This window comes from Streptomyces sp. NPDC002520, from assembly GCF_053595235.1.
The window spans coordinates 1-16880 of record NZ_JBSFXG010000073.1 but is presented as its reverse complement, the minus strand read 5'-3'; the positions used below and the strand labels follow the sequence as shown (position 1 = coordinate 16880).

Sequence of the window (16880 nt, the reverse complement as noted above, 5' to 3'; positions counted from 1 at the left end):
AGCAGATCCGTGGCGCGGCTGCCGAGCACCGGCTCCACGGCGATGCCGCCCGAGACGGCCACATAGGCGCGGACACCCGCCACCACCGGGTGCCTCCGCTGCTTCTCCGGCCACCGTGTGGCGCTTCGCGCCACGAAGCCCGGCCCCGCTGCGCGGGGCCGGGTCAACGGGCCTGCGGCCCGAGCAGCAGGAGGAGTGGGTGCGGCTGTCCTCCGGTTGGACCTCTGCGGGTTTCGGGGCTTGGCGCCGGGTCAGCGTCTGCGGGACCAAGTGCTGCCGATTCCAGCAACGTGCAGGGCTAGTGCGGTCAGCCCCAGGAGCATGACGTTGACTGACGAGAACGTGTGATTGGTGCTGATCTCGGCCGCGTTGATGAGGAACGCGATGAAGAACAACACTGCCGCGACTATGCCGAGCATGACGAGCCCCTCTCGATGGGAAGTGAAACCCGTATGCCCGGCCACCGTGGCCGCAGACATGGGCGGCGCCTCTTGATGGGTCCTCAGGCGTGGGCGTGGCGGGTACGTGCCGCCTTGTGCGAGGCGGCGTGATGCGCGGGCCGGCCTGTCGGGGGGACCGCGAGACGCCGCAGGGACAGGTCGGCGGTGGCGAGGAGAGCGGTGAAGACGGCAAGGAGGAGGACGGACACCCACATCTGCCGGCTCCCTGGTGCCTGCCAGCCGGTCCAGGCGGCGGACGCCGCCCACAGCAGGACGCCCACAGCGTAGAAGGAGCGGACGCGGTGCAGCTGCCGCACGGCCCGCAGGAACTGGATGCGTTCAATCTTCGGTGCCATGCGGGGCCGTGTACCCCGATGTGCCACGACCATCAGGGCGGAAGGAATCTTGTGTAGGAGGCTTTCCGGGGAGTCGTGCATGTCTGCATCCCGATGTGATGCAGCATGTAGCATTGGCGTAATTCAGGGACACCCGGCAGGGGGCGGTTGGCGTGTTGATTTACGAGTATCTTCCGCATGAGCTTGCCCGGCTCGGGGTGGTCGCGAGCGCAGCCGGGCTCGATCGCCACCACCTGGCTGCGCAGGTACGTCTGGCTCGAGAACGCGCCGACAAGGCGAGGGCGGCCCCGCCCGAGCCGCATCACTTGAGCGAGCTGTACATCGCGCAGACGCGGTGTCTTCAGTGGGAGCGGATCGCTGATCTGATGGCCGAGGAGCAGATGGCCGCGTACACGTCCTCCCGCGACCCGCGTGCCGTCCGCTACGAACAGCAGCGTTTGCAGCGGCTGATGGAGGACGTGGCCGAGGTGGAGCGGTCCGGTGTCACGGGCCCGGAAATCTGCCGGCATCGCGTCTACCGGGTCGACGCCCGGTCCACTGCCGGCTGCTCCGGCCCGGACACGGCCGTCCCCGTCGTGCACCTGATGGCCGCGTCAGCCGACGAAGCCGCCGAGCGGGCCTGGGCCTTACACGGCAAAGACGGCGGCCTCTACCAGCGCGGCAGTTACCGGATCGCCTCCGTCGAACAAGTCCTTCCCGAGCCGGGAGAAATCTTTTGATCCAGCTCCGAGAACACCAGATCCAGCAGAAATCGAGCTTCCGGAAATGGGTCGGATTCCCTGCACGGTCATTCCATCCGCCGGGAGGGGCGCGGGGAACGATCGTGTCGGCGACCGGGTCGGGGAAGACGATCACGGCGGCTGCGTGTGCGCTGGAGTGCTTCTCCGCCGGCCGGATCCTCGTCACCGTGCCGACCCTGGACCTGCTCGTGCAGACCGCGCAGGCGTGGCGGGCGGTGGGCCACCGCGATGCGATGGTGGCCGTGTGCTCGCTGGAGAACGATCCGGTGCTGGACGAGCTGGGTGTGCGGACGACGACCAACCCGATTCAGCTCGCGTTGTGGGCGGGGTCGGGGCCGGTGGTCGTGTTCGCCACGTACGCCTCCCTGGTGGACCGTGAGGACTTCGACGACCCGAAGGGCCAGGGGCGTGTGCGCGGGCCGTTGGAGGTTGCTCTGGCGGGCGGGGAGCGGATGTACGGGCAACAGATGGCAGGCTTCGACCTCGCCATCGTGGACGAGGCCCACGGTACTGCGGGTGATCTTGGTCGGCCGTGGGCGGCGATCCACGACAACGCCCGCATCCCTGCCGACTTCCGGCTCTACCTGACCGCGACCCCGCGGATCCTGGCCTCTCCCCGGCCGCAGCGGGGAAAGGACGGGCGTGAGCTGGAGCTTGCGTCGATGGGCCAGGACTCTGCCACCTTCGGGCCGTGGCTGGCCGAGTTCGGGCTCTCGGAGGCAATCGAGCGGGGCGTCCTCGCCGGATTCGAGATCGACGTCCTGGAGATCGAGGACCCCGACTACTTCGTCGGGCTGTCCGACGAGGCGCGGCGCGGCCGGCGGCTCGCGCTGCTGCAGGCCGCGCTCCTGGAGCACGCCAGCGCCCGCAACATCAAGACGATGATGACCTTCCACAGCCGGGTCGAGGAAGCCGAGGCCTTCGCCGTCAACCTGCCTCGGACGGCCGCCGACCTGTATACGGACGAGATCACCGCCCACGCCCTGGACGAGGCCGCCGCCCGGCCCGCTTCTCCTCTCGGTGCCGAGCCGGGGGACGTCGAGGCCGTCGGCCGGCACGTCCCCGCGGACCGGGTGTGGTCGGCATGGCTGTGCGGCGACCACCTCGTCACCGAACGCCGCGAGGTCCTGCGCCAGTTCGCCAATGGCATCGACGCCGCCGGGCGCCGGGTCCACCGGGCGGTCCTCGCCAGCTGCCGCGTCCTCGGCGAAGGGGTCGACATCCGAGGCGAACGGGGTGTGGAGGCCGTCTGCTTCGCCGACACCCGCAGCTCCCAAGTCGAGATCGTGCAGAACATCGGCCGGGCCCTGCGCCCCAACCTCGACGGCACCACCAAAGTCGCGCGGATCATCGTGCCCGTCTTCCTGAAGCCCGGAGAAGACCCCACCGACATGATCGCCAGCGCCTCCTACGCCCCCCTCGTCGCCGTCCTCCAGGGCCTGCGCTCCCACTCCGAACACCTCACCGAACAACTCGCCAGCCGGGCCCTGACCCGAGGGACGCGGAAGGTACACGTCCGGCGCGACGCCGACGGACGCATCATTGCCAGTACCGGTGCCGGCACCGGCGCCGGTGAGCGGGAGGGGCGGGAGCCGGGGAGCGGCGTGGCGGAGTCGGAGCTGCTGCAGTTCTCCAGTCCCCGAGATCCGGCCACCATCGCGGCGTTCCTGCGCACCCGCGTCTACCGGCCACAGTCACTGGTCTGGCTCGAGGGCTACCAAGCCCTCCTGCGCTGGCGAGCCCAGAACAACATCACCGGGCTGCACGCCGTCCCGTATGACGTGGAGACCCAGGTGGGGGTGACCAAGGCGTTCCCGCTGGGCAGGTGGGTGCACCAGCAGCGCAAAACGCTGCGGGCCGGCGAGCTCGACTCCCACCGCAAGGAACTGCTCGACGCCCCTGAGGCCGGGATGGTGTGGGAGCCCGGCGAAGAAGCGTGGGAGAACAAGCTCGCCACCCTACGGTCGTACCGGCGCGCTACGGGGCACCTCGCCCCACGGCAAGACGCCGTATGGGACGACCCCGACGGACAGCCGGTCGCGATCGGACAGCTGATCGCCAACCTCCGCCGCCCCCACGGCCTCGGCAAAGACCCCGAACGGGCCGCCGTACGCGCCAAGCAGCTCACCGCGATCGACCCCGACTGGAACTGCCCATGGCCACTGAACTGGCAACGCCACCACCGCCACCTCGCCGACCTCGCCGCCGACGAACCCGACGGCCGGCTCCCCGACATCGCACCCGGCGTCCTCATCGACGGGGATGATCTAGGGCGATGGCTCCAGCGGCAGAGGCAGCCTGGCACCTGGAAGGCGCTGTCGGACGAGCAGCAAGAACGGCTCACCCGACTGGGCATCCAGCCCGCCGAACAGCCCGCCCCGGCCCCCGCCGCCTCGGGGAGGACGAAGGGGGCGGGTAAGGCACAGCAGGCGTTCCACCGCGGACTCACGGCCCTCACCCAGTGGGTAGAACGGGAGGGCACGGATCGGCCGGTACCCCGCGGCGCCGTCATCCAGATCGCAGTCGACGGCGAGGCAGAGCCGGTGGCTGTACGGCTCGGCGTATGGGTATCGAACATCCGCGCGCGGCGCGACCGGCTCACCGCGGAGCAGCTGGAGTCACTTGCGGCCCTGGGCGTGGAGTGGGCGTGAGTGCAGAGACCACCGTGGCAGGCGGCCCCCCGCTCACCCCTGTTCTAGGCGGGCTGTCTCGCGAGATCGGCGTGCCGCTTCCACGGGTAGCTGTCCCAGCCGGCATCCAGGATTGCGTTGCGGCCGAGAGCCTTGCCAACGAGAGCGCTGGTGAGGGAGTACGTCGACGTCAGGGGGTCTGACTGTCGTTCGAGCAGGAGCTGGGCGACCGATACGTCCTCCACGGTTACCAGGTGCTCGAGTTCTGTGGCGCTGCAGACGGTGACAGGGATTCCCGAATCTGGCTGCACTTCCTTCTGAAAGGGTGCGTTGGCAGTGTGAAAGGGTTCCATGGTGACGACCAGACCGTGCACGGGCCGGTCTGCGGGTATGTGGCTGAAGCTCGGGTTCCTGCCGTTGATCAGGGCTGCGGAGGACTCGAGCTGCTGGTAGGCATGCTTGATCTGCTTCAAAGCTGCGCTGGTCCGGTCCAGTACGCCCAGACGTAGTTGCTGGGTGGGTCGCGTGGACTTCACTTCGACGAGCAGGACCAGGTCGTCGAAGACGACGATCCAGTCGACGCTGCGTCGCTCGTCGCGGTAGATGACCTCGGGGTGTACTTCGACGTCGGGAAGCTGGCGCAGCTGGCGGCCTACGTACTGTTCGAAGAGGTCGCCGAGTTCCTTCGCAAAGGAGTTCCCGAAGTGGGCCATGCCCATGTAGTACAGGCCGAGTGGGCTGCCCTTGGGGATGATCAAGTGGGATGAGGGGGCGAGGTAGCCCGGGCCGAAGCCGGACAGGAAGGGACGACCCTTCAATGGGTTGTACTCGAAGCGGCGCAAGTGCGGATCGGAACTCAGCCGGCTTGCCTGGTTGTCGGTCTTGAACGTCTGCTGATCGGTGACGAAGTGGCGTTCAGTCACCTCTCTTACGGTGGTCTCTGGGATGACCGAGCAGATCTGCTGCATGTGGGGCTGAGTGAGCCATGCCGGGTCGAAGCGCCCTTCGTTCTGCAGTGCTGATACCTGCAGAAGCTGAGTCACGCCGACGTAGTCGGACAGGGAGCAGCCGAGGAGTTCTTCGTCCCAGCCGGCGACCAGGCATGTGGGGGTGCGGGCGGACGACGTCTGGTCGAACAGGGCGGCCGTTCGAGCCAGATCGTTGAAGCCGGATTCCTGATAGGCGAACTGCTCACCAGCAACGCGCAGCAGCCAGCTGGCGACAGACTCGGCGCTGGCCTTGTCACGGACCATCAGGTCCGTCAACTCTGCGTATTTGGCGAGCATGCGCTGCAGATCGTCTTCCGTGCAACTGCCGTCTCCGCGGTGCTCGTTTCCGTATGCAAGGCTGACGCGCGCGACATCGGCGAGTGCCCACGGCCTGTACAACTGGCCCGGGCTTTTCCACCAGGTGTCGCTGTGCCAGCGAGCTGATGCTGCACCGATGACAGGCAGCAGGGCGCTGGGGCGCTGCTGCCTGACGCGCTGGACGTACTCGTGATCTGTGACCAACCGGTCGTAGGGAGATGCCGCCACGGAGCAAGCGTGGCTGACCAGGCGTGGCTCTGTCGCAGGAATTTAGCTGTCTCCCGGCTCAGACGGCTCTGATTCGTACTGGTCACCGCTGCGGCTGTACCCGACGCGACGGTGACGCTGCCTGCCTGTGAGGCTTTGGCCGCCTTCCTATGCGGGACCAGGGCCGCACCGTCCGCTGGCCGGCGAGAGCGCCCAGTGCGAAGGCGTAGGCGTCGCGCTGGTACTGGGGTCGCGCATCGTTACCGGCTTCGACTACGACCGGACAGCTCGCCCCGACACCGCCGATTCCAACGATCACTGAAGCTGAGCACCGGCACATCGAAAATGACGCCACCTGATCTACACGAGCCCCAGCCTGAGAACACGCAGTTCAAAGCGCCGTCCCCGGGCCAGAACATGCGGATTCCCCACCCCGCTGCCCAGGGCACGACCAACCCACAGCTGCACACCAATCTGATCAGCCTAGGTCAGCGCACCCGCCCCTGATCACCAACACCGCTACCTGACACCGCTCAACGAGCTTACGGGCTGGAGTGGGCACCGGGTTGATAGGGCCCCCGGTCCAGGCCGCTGTCGATGCTCTTCACAACCGTGTCGGCGTCGACCTGCGTGCCTGGAGACCCACGGGCTCGCGGCGGAGACAGTCGGAGCAGGCCCTCCTGCCGTTCCTAGTCGCCCTCACCCTCTTCTTGCTCTGCATCGTCGTCGATACCGAACGCGGGGCGGAGCACGTCCCGCAGGTCGAGTTCGAGGCGCTGAGCGGGGATGGTGAGAGACCGTTGTACTTTGCTGCTGACGTTGGTCGCAGTTGCTCGCCACTCCGAGACGAAGGAGTCGGCTTCCTGACTGCTGTAGACCGTGATCGGGTCAAGCGCCACGGTCTCGTGGGGACGAAGGTCTACCGGAGCGTAGCGGATGAGGGTGCGGCCGTCCTGTTGCTCAATGTCCGGAGAGTTTAGGGACGGCAGTTGGTAGGCCGCGGGCTGTATGCCGAGCGTTCCTGGATAGCCGCCGAGGACGGGGATGGTGCCCGACCCGTATTTGGCTGGCTGGTGAGGCCAGTCGACCTCTTCTTCTGCGTCGGCCGTGACATGGGCCGAGACGGTGTCGGGGAGGCTCAGCACGACCTGGACCTTCGTGAGGTTGTCTTCGCCGGGATTGGTCAGCGTGAGGGCCAAAGGCGTGCCTGCAGTGCCGACCGCCTGTGCCAGTGCATGTTGCATTGCGAGGTCGAAGTCGCGCAGGTACTTGTCGACCTCATGCCGGAATTCCTCGGGGGAGCGGGAGTCAGGCCACAGGACTTGGAGTGATCTGAAGTAGCCGGAGGGGTGGGGGGCAGCCGCCTTCTTCTTCTCATCCGCGGCAGCAATCTGCCCCATCATGTCCTCACGGAGGAAGTCGGTGACCGTTCGGCGGACCTTCTCGGTCGGGTCCAGTACGGCAACGGCGCCGGTGGTCATGGTGACGTCGACGTTCACGCGCTTCGTTGCCCGGCGGGCGCGCTCCGTGAGGGCGTAGATCTCCGCTGGACGAGCGGGTTCGGTCTTGCCGGCGTACCGGTGGAAGACGACGCCCGGCCGGAAGCTCTCATATTCCTTGTGCAGAGGATGAATGAGGTCGCCCCATCGGGGAGGGGAGACGTCAACGAGCATGACGTGGCGCTTGCCCTCGTCGGTGTCCAGGGGGACGTACGTGAACTGGTAGCGGCTGAACTCGCCCAAGTAACGCCTTAGCCAGCCATCGACCTTCTCGACGTCGTGCGTCGTAACCCCGTGGATCGCGTGCTCGTCGACGCCTACCAGGAGATAGGCGTGGCCTCCAGCCCACTGCTCCGCCACATCAGGCATCCGGTTGGCGAAGCCGAGGATCGCTTTCGACACAGCGAAGGCTCCCGCCGCCTTCGACACGTCGTGCTGGGACTTCCACTCCAGCCAGCGCGTCTCGTCCGCGCTGCTGGCGTTCAAGACGGCGCGGATCAGCTCTCGCTGCCGTGCCAGTCCGACTATCGGTTCGTCTGCGATGAAGTCCAGGGTCATGGTTGTCCTTCGTGCCAGGTGAACTCCAAGCATGCGGGACCACACCGACAGAGCAGCTCGCCAGCCGGGGGCCTGCGCGTGAGCGCGGGGACTGGCCTCCGGACAGAATCTCGGCGACGTCCGGCTGGGAGCTGCGATCTCTGGGCGACTTCTCGCAGACGCGGGCAACGGTCCCCCGACCGACTGACGGGCCAAGGGCATGCGCAGCACGCAGGGGGACGGATGTGGCACGTCGTTGCCACGCCGGCCCGCCCTGCGCCAGGAGCCTGGGGGGTGAGCGCGGCAACTGCAGCCCGGGAGGCCGCTATCAAGTCACGTGTGCCCAACCCGGATGCCTGGTGGTGGGGCGCGACGTTGAGCCCGTTGTGCAGGCGGCCGCGCAGGACACCCACGCGTCCAGCCGCCGGACATCACGGGCGTTGCGTGTTTGCGGGCGACTGTCAGTCGTGCTGCCACCAGGTCACCGCGAGGCCGGCCAGAAGGGCGCCGATGTGACGGGTTGCCCCGGTGACGAGTGCCAGGGAGACGAGGCGCCACCACGGGGCTGGAGCGGGTTTCCCGTCACCTTGGTACGGGATGGTCAAGAAGGTGCGGTTCTTCTTCGACACGGTAGGGGTCCTTCTCTCAGACAGGGCGCGGCGGTGCCCTGTACGGGATGTGGGTTGAAGCGGAGCGGCGGCTCGCCGGGGCCGTCGGGGTGGTCTGTGCTGCTGTGTTGATCGTGGCAGTCGGGTGGTAGGCGCTGCATCCTCAACTGGGGCTCGTTTGGCGGCAGAACGATGTAATTTCCACCCCGTGTACACCTGGGAGAGCATCAGCGGGCCCGGCACCATCGACGACCTCCTCGCAGATGCCCATGCGGCCGGCTACCCGGACATGACGGTGCGGCGGATCCACGACTGGATCGCCAAGGGGCTGCTGGACCAGCCTCAGCTGCGTACCCGGCGGCGGGGTTCGGACAAGGCCGAGCACAGCGCCACCCAGCGTCGGCTGCTGCTCCTCCTGCTGGACAAGCGGCAGCAGGTAGAGCATCTGAGTGCGCTCGCGCAGGTGCCGTTGGCGATGTGGCTGTGGTGGGACGGCTACGTGCCCACCCGGCAGGCGGAGCGGGCCTGGGTGACGTGGGTCGGGCGCGGCCGGCGCAACCAGGAGGTGGCCCGCGAGGGCGCCCTCGGCCTGCTGGAACAGGTCGGACATAAGCTGGCCACCGAGACGGCCCGGGCCCGGTTCGTGCGGATCATCACCGAGCTGGGCAACGGCAAGGCCCTGACGGTCCGCGGGCGTGCCGAGCTACTCGACGCCGTGCGGGAGGTGATGGAGCCGGACACCGTGTTCGCTGCCAGCGGTCTCGTCCGCGCGCTCGGGCCCGCGCAGACACCGATGACCGTCGAGACGGTCGTGGACCGCATCGAGGCCCTCAGCATCGCCCTGGGCCGCACCCTGGGCGGGAAGGTGGACGTCGCGCTGCTGGAACGGGCCAGGGCCGTCTACCGTGCCTCGATGGCCGAGTACCTCACCAAGCGCGGAGGCCTCGCCGCCGAGTCCGGACAGCTGGTCGACCTCTTCCGCGAACCCACCCTCCAGGAGCAGTTCGACCAGGCCGGACGTCAGCTACTGCTCGTCCTCGGCATGCACCTGATCCATCGCCGGCCCTCATCGAACGGTCCCAGCACCGCAGTCCCGGTCTGATGGCGGGCTGCGGGCGGGCCCAGCTTCACCAGATCCGCGTCCGCTCGGGCCGCGCCGGCCGTGGGGCTTCCGTGAGAACTGCGGCCGGTCACCGCCGACAGCCCTGTCTTCATCGGCCTGCGCTCAGATCAAGTATCACGTGTCCAGCGATCAGCGTAGTCCAGTTCCCAGCCAGCAAGTCGTGATACTGCCCTGCATCAAGGGGAGTTGGGCGTAAAATCGTGCGCCGCTGGCGGTGGTTGTCAGCGGCGCACCCGCTCACGGCTAGACGGTGGTATTGGCATGTTGCAGGGCTTGACCCTGGCATGCAGAGCGGCTGGCCCCAGCAGGCGTGAGCGTTCGGTCTTCGCAGACCGAGCGTCCGTCGAGGGGAATGTTCGGTCTTATCGGACCGATCTGACCAGCAGCTCGCCTGGCACCGTGGAACGCCTTGACGGCACGGACTATGACGCGGCGTGGGAGCCGTCGATGGAGCGTGACGGTGCCGTCGCCCCCTGGGGACGACGTGCAGTGGAAGCAGAGGCTCATGCCCTCCTGCTGCGCGTACCAGGAAGGGCAGGACTATGACTTCATCGGACCTTTCCGCGGGCCTGGACGGGCTCGACCACGACGATGGGCTGCCGCCCCTGCTGCGCCGCCCGGAAGCCGTGGCGGACCCGCAGCCGGTGACCCGGCTCCGCAGGGCGCGCAAGGCGCTGCTCGCGAATCCGGACGTATCGCTGGATGAGGCGGCGGCGAACGTCGTCACCTCGGGTGTGGTGGACCCGCTGCGCCTGGGGGCGCTTCTGGCCGCTGAACCGTCCGGTCTGCTGACGGCCAAGCCGGTCGTCGGGGGCACGCTGTATGCGACCGCGCCCCACTCCCGCTACCTCGACCTGGACGTCCTTCCGGACATCATCAACCAGAGATGGGCGGGCCAGCTGCACACGGCCATGGACGTGGTGCCCTCCACGTTCTTGCCGACCGTGTACGAGACGCTCATCGATCCGGTGAGTGGGAAGCCGGTGGCGGTCTTCACCGTCCGGATGCGGGACCGCAAGGCGCTGGCCCAAGCGGTCGCCGAGAGCATGTACCACACGTTTCACGCCCAGAAGGGCGAGAACGACTACACCCAGAGCGTGCTTCAGCAGGGGGTGAAGGAGCCGCTGACGCTGTTCGTGATGCGCGTGGTGTACGACGACGGCAGCGAGGACACCTTCCTGGTCACGGGCGACGGCAACAGCCGACTGATGAGCATGTGGCTGGCGCGGACCGGCGGCGACATCGCCGCCGCGATCTCGGCGTGCATCGCCTCCGTCATCGGCTCGCTGGACCACCCTGGAGCCCGCAGCCGGGCGGAGCAGGGGCAGGCCCGTCAGCGGACGACTGAGCTGACGATGCGTACCCGCAAGCACCTGGCGGCGTCGACGATGACGGAGGCGGCGCGGCGGGAGGGCCACACGATCGCCTTCCCCGCCACCGTCATCGTCGGGGCGCGCGCCGACGACGGCGGGCCGCTGGCGGACCTGGTCGCGGCCCGTGACGACCTGCTGGCCAACCTGCACGTCCGCGTCACCCCCTGGACCCGGGGAGCGCAGTACACGCAGGGCATGCAGCGGGTCTACCGGCACGCCCTGCGTGAGGGCCGGATCAGCCCGGAGGTGTACCGCGTGCTGTCGGGCACCGTCGGCGCGCAGGAGATGCACGAGCTGCTCGGGATTCCCGCGCACCGGCTGTGGTCGGCCGCGGTCCATCAACACGTGATGCTGGCCGGACCGGGCGTCTACGCCATGAATGGGCTGGTCAAGCAGGAATTCGGGATGGCCAAGGCCGACCGGCAGCGCATCAGCGAGCGGCTGGCGCCCATGGCGTTGTCCGCCTACCGCAGCCAGGACGGCATCGAGCAGCCGCTGCGGGCCTTCGGCAATGGCGGCACGATCACCGACCGGGTGTGGAAGCAGCCGTGGGCCCTGACCCCGGGCAGCGAGCCCTCCCAGGTCCTCGATGACGTCCTTGAGCGCGCCCTGGCCGGCGAGGCGGGCGCAGTGGCGGAGCTGACCGTGCTGGGCGGGACCGCCGCGATCCTCGACGGCTACATCACCCGGGACCGCGGCTCGAAGGAGGGCACCACCCGCGACAGCCGTACGGCGCCCTTCCGGGCCACGCCCGTGAACCTGCTGGATGTGCTGTCGAAGACCGCAGGAGGGTTGCGGATGCTGCACTCCATCGCCCGCGCCCACGTCGCCGCCGACCCGGCCGTCCTGCCCAAGCAGTTCCACACCCAGGACCGCGAGATCGACGGCATCCGCGACGGTGATCCCGTGCTCGACAAGGCCGGCGAGCAGGTCGTCATCGACTACGAGTGGGACCTCGTCTACGCCGCCGACCCGGCCAGGGCCCTGGCCACCATCGCCAAGAACAGCGGCGAGCCGCCGGAGCTGGAGGCGGAGGACGTGCGCCAGCGCCGGATCCTCTCGAGCGGCATCGCCTCCGCGTGCAAGGCCGCGCGGACGCTCGCCCGCATGCGCCAGAACCGTGGCCCGGAGGTCTTCGGTCACGGGGACACGGTCGACGACCTGCGCGCGCAGCTGCGGCAGGTCGAGGAGATTCTCCTGCGGTTCGGGCCGTCCCAGGCCTCGTTCCTCTTCCACGAGGACGAGGAGGGGGACGAATGAGCGCGCCCGTCCCGCAGCAGCCCCGCTTCGGCGGGATCCGGCCGGCGGCCGTAAGTATGGTCAGCGGCAGCGCGGTCGTCACGGCTCTGACGATGGCCAACGCTCCGTGGAAAGCCGTGGTCCTGACCGTGTGCGCCACACTCGTGGTCTCGCTCGTTCTCGGCCTGGCCAAGATCGTGATTCCTGAGGAGTCCGAGCACAAGCTGAACCTGCTGCTCGCAATTATCCGCTACCTCGAGCGCCGGGCACTGCGCAAACACGCACGGCGGCGGAGCTACAGGGAGGTTGATCCGCCGGAGGAGCAGCGCGGCCGGGCTGCTCGAGGTGGTCGCACGGTTTCGTGACGCTGCCGGACGTCGACCGGGCCGCTGCTGACTAGCGGTGGCCCGGCTCCGGATAAAGCGCCCGCGCACCCATTCATCAGGCGTGCATCTCGCGTACCACCGTGTGCAGGGGGCAGGCCCCTAGTGCAGACTCATTTCCGCACCGGTCGTACATTTAGCGTGTTATTCGCGTACAGATGGCGTTCTTGCGCCCCACCGGAAGTCGTGGCCACCTCGCGGTTGCGGCACTCTGGTACCGGCCGACGCCCAGTGGAAGTAGCTGGGTTCGCGGTTGCCGCGATACGGGCCGAGTCGGGGAAGGCGCAGGGTGGAGCCGGTCTCCGGTAGCCGCAGCAGGTAGTCGGCATCGTCGGGGTGGCCCATCACGCAGGTGATCTCGTTGACCGTCCAGGTGGCCTGATTCACCAGTTCCATGCCCTTGGCGTTGAGGCTGCGCTCGGCGAGCGGGCCGGCCTCGTAGTCGTCGGTCGGCTGCGCGACGCCCACCACCATCAGCACGGCGATCTCTCTGGAGAGTGGGAAGAGGACGCCTTTGAGGTCGAGGAGGGTGTCGTGCATGGGGACGTACCCCTTGTCGTTGAGGACGAACCGAGGCGCGGCTGTGCCGCGGCGTATGAGAGCGAAAGCGTGCGTGGGCCATCCACTGCCGTGTCTCTCGGAACGTGGTCTGCCGCTGGCGTTGCACGTGATCACGTTCCGGGGCTGGTACGCCGTCTTCCTGGATGTAGGCGACGGCGACGCGGTCGTAGTCGGGGTGGCGGATGGACTGTGCCTGGATGTGCAGCAGGATGGTCTTCCAGTCGTCCCTGGTGGACGTGCCCTGTTCAAAGGCGCGGATCGCGGCGGGCAGAGCTCCCTCGTACTCCTGCCAGATGGTCTCGGCGAAGTCGGCCGGTAGGTCGCTGCTCGGGGCGTCTACGTCGTACAGCCCGTACTGGTAGGCGATGTTCTCCGCCTTCAACGGCCCGAACACCTTTTCCGGCTTCTCCCGTCGACGCACACAGATTTTCGCGTGCCGGAGGCCGCCGCTCGTCCGGCCTGCTTCGGGCAGGCCGAAGCCGCCGATCAAAGCTGCGGGCAAGTAGTGCGGTCTGTGGGCCATGCGCGCCATTGTGCCCCGGCCCACTGACACGCTTGACGGCCCCGCAACTGTCGTTCCCCAACTCCTGCTGGCGAGGATTCACCTGGCGACGTAGCTGATGGGTGGGACGCGGCCGGCACAGCCAGGAGGTGGCGTGTATGAAGGCACGGTCCTGCCCTTCTGGTACGTGCGCGGGCGGGGTGTCCGCCGCCATCGCGCGGCAGCAATGGCGGCGGGTACCGCAGGCGCGGGGGAGGGTCGCTGTCACGCGTGGGGGCCGTTCGGTCCGGCGCCGCCACCGGTCTCGTCCCCGGCGCGCCGGCGGGTCTGGCGACGTACCTGCTGGTGGCGGCGGCGGTCGCGCCACCAAGCCAGCCGATGGGCGGACTCCTGCGGGATGAGCGACTGGATGGCGACGACGACCAGCCCGAGGGTGAGCCTGACGAAGGCCATGACGGACAGCCACCACGGTGCGTGCAGCAGTACCGACGTCGTGTCGCCGAGGCCGGTGGCGATGGTTGCGATCAGGAGTCGGCCGGTGTGCATGTAGGTGTATCCCCTCCGGGCGTGCGCACCGGGCGGGTGCGCAAAGTCAGAACTGCGGGTCATTCCACGCCAGCTTGCGCCCAGTTGAAATCCGAGAAGGGGGAGTGATGTATCGGTGGGTGTCACACGCGGCGGCCGTACTGATCGAACGCGCGGTCCCACGCCTGGAGCTGGAACTGCTCTAGGAGCAGACAGCGCCGCTTGTACGCCTCGGTGGCCAGCCACTGCACCAAGTCGGCAGGGGAACCGGAGACAAGCTCGCCGGCCACGGAGGGGCCGGGCCATCGCCAGGACGCTCTGGCCACGGTGAACCGAGCCCCGATGCGCTTGCCGTAGTGCTTGGCCAAGCGCCGGAACTCCCCGGTGTCCCGCCGTGCCTGGTGGAGTTGCTGCAGGTGGAATGCGTCGGTCTCGCCTTCGCGGAGTTCCTCGATGACGGTGTCCATGCGGGCCAGGGTCGCGGCGCGGGCGGCGGCCATCGCCTCGTGATGCTCCTCGGCGGTGATGAAGCCGAAGCCGTGTGCCTTGTCGGCGGGCACCTCCAAGGCGATCGGGAGAAGCGGTTCTTCTTCGGCGTCGTAGGTGTGGTTCCACTCGATGAGCAGCGCCTCGATGAAGCCGCTGACCTCGTCGTCTCTCAGCTCGGCGGCCGCGGTCACCAGCGGCTCGATGCCGGGCACCGGCACCAGGCCGGGCCGCCCCGCTCGGCGCTGCAGCGGCCACACGGCCTGCCGGTGGAGATACGGGAAGACCAGGAGCTGCCCTGCAGCGGCCCACGCCGCGTACGGCTGGGGCAACTGCCCCTGACTGGCGGCAACAGGGGCGTGGGCGTGCCAGGCGGACGGCAGGCTGAGCAGCCAGCCGGGCGGGTTCTGCACATACTCGGCCGGATCGTCTTCCTTACGGCTGATCAGCCACTCCTCGAAGTCTTGCAGGGCGACCCGGCGCTGTGCCCGCCACACGGCAGTACCGCCGCGCCCCGCCCAGTCGTACTCCCGTCGTTCCCGCAGCAGCGGACGCCGCGCGGCATAGAAAGCGGCGCGGCGCAGCTTCTCGAAATCGCGGCCCTGCCCGTAGAGGAGTTCCTCGTTGGCCTGGGCGTGGGGGCCGGTGAGCAGGCGGCGGGCGATCTCGACGGTCTTGTCGAAGCGGGCCACGGAGTGCCAGGCCACGTCGTTCTCCAAGGCCTCCGCCGCCAGAAGCAGTTGCCGCTCCTGTGCCGCCGGTGAATCGGCTGGGGGCTCGTCGGGGGACTGTGTCGGCCGCGCCATCCGCCAGCGCAGGACGCCGGCCTTGGTCAGCAGATCCCTCTCCGGTTTCGTGCTGGTCTCCGCGGCCGTCAGCCGCCACAGCCCCAGCGCCGCTTCGTGGCGCAACAGCGGGAGCAAGCCCTGAAGGAAGTCGTCGGTGAACGGTTCGGTCACTGCGATGGCCGTCGTGACCGCGTCGGTCAGGATCCTCGCCTGGTAGTCACCGTTGGCGCGCTGATGCTGCCCCGGCAGGCGCAATGAGACGGCACGGGCCCGCTCCAACAGGCCGGCGGGAGCGCGCAGCCGCAGGGGCCGGTCGCGTCTTGGATCGCCTCGCCAGCGCGGCGGCGGCGGGTAGCGCAGGACCGTGGAAATGTGAGTGATCCGGTCTTCCGGGTCCTTGCGCTCCTGTGCTTCGACGTGTTCGGTGAGCAGCTGGCGGACCGTCTCGTCCCGTGACGCGCCCCGCCGGGCCATGACGGCGGCCAAGGCTTCCAGGGCGCAGGGCGCGAGCCGGACGTTGGTCTCCTTGTGACCAGGCACCGGGCCAGTATCGGCCATGCGGTGCTTCCTCTCGAAGTGGAACTCACCGACCTCCTCGACCTCAAGTTCGAGCTGTAACCGGGCCGCCCCCCGGGCGCCGTCCCTGCTCCGTCCCGTCCGCCCGGCGCCGCCCGCTATGCCTCCACGCTCGCACCGCTGCCGTGGCCCCGCCTGCCGAGGCTGCCTCGCCTCTGCGCTCCTGTCAGGCCCCGGCCGCTGATAAGCTCCCGCCCGAGCCATCGCGCTGGTTCTGTGACAACGGCTCTGCCGGTTCACCCAGGTGCTCCGCGCCGCGCGCTTGAGTCTGTATCTCACGCCCCGGAGCCCCTATGCCTATCGACCACGCCCGCAAGACCGCGATCCGCCAGCGGATGACCAGGACGGGTGAGCGATACCGCGAAGCCGCCCGCGCCATAGACGCCATCTGCGCCAGCCCCGAGCCGCCGCTGTGTGCCATGCACACGAGCCCGTGGGACTGCCCGGAAGACTGCCCCCACCGGGACTACGTCCACGACACCCCCGAGTACCAGGCGTGGGCCGCCACACCACGCGTCGTCGCCGACGACTGCCCCGGCAATGCGACTTGCCCGGACCCGGACTGTCTCAAGGGCTGCAACTACGTCCACATCAGCATCTGCTGGGACTGCTCGTACGTCTTCGGCGTGAGTGACGACGACCCGGAGGACGGAAGCTGCCCCAACGGATGCCCTTAATTTCCACTCGAGGCTGCCTGGCTCGCCGCACACCAGACCAACCGACCCTGACCAGCCGCGGAAAGCCCCTCCGAAGGCCGGTCCGTACGGACTGGGCACGGCCGCTGCAGGGGTGGTGAGAACGACTGATCCGCCAGGGGTCTCGTAGGGTGGCGGTGGTCCCCCGCAGGGGGCGGGCTGCTCAAGGGCAGGAAGGGGACCACCGCCGACCAGTGAGGGGGCAGGATTGGGTCATGTCCCCTGTAGTGGTGTAACCGCGTCGGGGGGATCTTCGGTCGTGGGGTAGATCGAGTCCATGCCGCCTTTGGGGAGGTAGCTGCGGG

14 protein-coding genes and 1 pseudogene are annotated in these 16880 nt (G+C 68.5%); 6 read left to right on the top strand and 9 right to left on the bottom strand.

From position 1 onward, the window contains the following. The 3 genes and pseudogenes from ACWD5D_RS44140 to ACWD5D_RS44130 all read right to left on the bottom strand — a co-directional run. Positions 1 to 89: pseudogene (locus tag ACWD5D_RS44140) on the bottom strand (allophanate hydrolase subunit 2 family protein); the annotation flags it as partial. 162 nt (positions 90 to 251) lie between these two features. Continuing rightward, positions 252 to 479 (bottom strand): hypothetical protein, encoded by a 228-nt coding sequence (locus ACWD5D_RS44135; RefSeq protein WP_451378399.1) that lies wholly within the window; start codon positions 477 to 479, stop codon positions 252 to 254. Positions 480 to 502: 23 nt separating this feature from the next. Then, positions 503 to 796 (bottom strand): hypothetical protein, encoded by a 294-nt coding sequence (locus ACWD5D_RS44130; protein WP_451378398.1) that lies wholly within the window; start codon positions 794 to 796, stop codon positions 503 to 505. A 152-nt stretch (positions 797 to 948) separates the two neighbouring features. Here ACWD5D_RS44130 and ACWD5D_RS44125 point away from each other — a divergent pair, with 152 nt between their 5' ends. Together ACWD5D_RS44125 and ACWD5D_RS44120 are read left to right on the top strand one after the other, a co-directional pair. Further along, positions 949 to 1515, top strand: coding sequence for a hypothetical protein (locus ACWD5D_RS44125; protein WP_451378397.1), 567 nt, complete (start codon positions 949 to 951; stop codon positions 1513 to 1515). Beyond that, positions 1512 to 4187, top strand: a complete 2676-nt coding sequence (locus ACWD5D_RS44120; protein WP_451378396.1) for a Helicase associated domain protein — start codon at positions 1512 to 1514, stop codon at positions 4185 to 4187. Before ACWD5D_RS44125 ends, ACWD5D_RS44120 begins: the two co-directional genes overlap by 4 nt. 44 nt (positions 4188 to 4231) lie before the next feature. Here ACWD5D_RS44120 and ACWD5D_RS44115 read toward each other — a convergent pair whose 3' ends face one another. The 3 genes from ACWD5D_RS44115 to ACWD5D_RS44105 all read right to left on the bottom strand — a co-directional run bounded on the left by ACWD5D_RS44115 (position 4232) and on the right by ACWD5D_RS44105 (position 8345). Continuing rightward, entirely contained in the window at positions 4232 to 5701 is a 1470-nt protein-coding gene (locus ACWD5D_RS44115) for a hypothetical protein (RefSeq protein WP_451378395.1), read from the bottom strand. A 668-nt stretch (positions 5702 to 6369) separates the two neighbouring features. Continuing rightward, positions 6370 to 7737: a hypothetical protein gene (locus ACWD5D_RS44110; RefSeq protein ID WP_451378394.1), complete on the bottom strand. Its 1368-nt coding sequence runs from the start codon at positions 7735 to 7737 to the stop codon at positions 6370 to 6372. Positions 7738 to 8177: 440 nt separating this feature from the next. Next, complete coding sequence (locus ACWD5D_RS44105; RefSeq protein ID WP_451378393.1) at positions 8178 to 8345, bottom strand: hypothetical protein; 168 nt, start codon at positions 8343 to 8345, stop codon at positions 8178 to 8180. 187 nt (positions 8346 to 8532) lie between these two features. Here ACWD5D_RS44105 and ACWD5D_RS44100 point away from each other — a divergent pair, with 187 nt between their 5' ends. From ACWD5D_RS44100 to ACWD5D_RS44090, 3 genes are all read left to right on the top strand, one after another. Next, positions 8533 to 9426, top strand: a complete 894-nt coding sequence (locus ACWD5D_RS44100) for a hypothetical protein (protein ID WP_451378392.1) — start codon at positions 8533 to 8535, stop codon at positions 9424 to 9426. A 563-nt stretch (positions 9427 to 9989) separates the two neighbouring features. Continuing rightward, a complete protein-coding gene (locus ACWD5D_RS44095; RefSeq protein ID WP_451378391.1) occupies positions 9990 to 12080 on the top strand; it encodes a hypothetical protein in 2091 nt (696 codons plus the stop codon). Continuing rightward, the gene (locus tag ACWD5D_RS44090; protein ID WP_451378390.1) at positions 12077 to 12424 is read left to right on the top strand and encodes a hypothetical protein; all 348 of its coding nucleotides are present in this window, start codon (positions 12077 to 12079) and stop codon (positions 12422 to 12424) included. Before ACWD5D_RS44095 ends, ACWD5D_RS44090 begins: the two co-directional genes overlap by 4 nt. A 162-nt stretch (positions 12425 to 12586) precedes the next feature. On the opposite strand, the gene ACWD5D_RS44085 is transcribed toward ACWD5D_RS44090, so the two are convergent. The 3 genes from ACWD5D_RS44085 to ACWD5D_RS44075 form a co-directional block, all read right to left on the bottom strand. Then, on the bottom strand, positions 12587 to 12982 hold the full coding sequence (locus tag ACWD5D_RS44085) for a hypothetical protein (protein WP_451378389.1): 396 nt from the start codon (positions 12980 to 12982) through the stop codon (positions 12587 to 12589). 787 nt (positions 12983 to 13769) lie between these two features. Next, on the bottom strand, positions 13770 to 14051 hold the full coding sequence (locus tag ACWD5D_RS44080) for a hypothetical protein (protein ID WP_451378388.1): 282 nt from the start codon (positions 14049 to 14051) through the stop codon (positions 13770 to 13772). A 122-nt stretch (positions 14052 to 14173) separates the two neighbouring features. Continuing rightward, positions 14174 to 15862: a hypothetical protein gene (locus tag ACWD5D_RS44075; RefSeq protein ID WP_451378387.1), complete on the bottom strand. Its 1689-nt coding sequence runs from the start codon at positions 15860 to 15862 to the stop codon at positions 14174 to 14176. A gap of 311 nt (positions 15863 to 16173) precedes the next feature. Here ACWD5D_RS44075 and ACWD5D_RS44070 point away from each other — a divergent pair, with 311 nt between their 5' ends. Beyond that, positions 16174 to 16557, top strand: coding sequence for a hypothetical protein (locus ACWD5D_RS44070; protein WP_451378386.1), 384 nt, complete (start codon positions 16174 to 16176; stop codon positions 16555 to 16557). Positions 16558 to 16880: the final 323 nt, after the last annotated feature.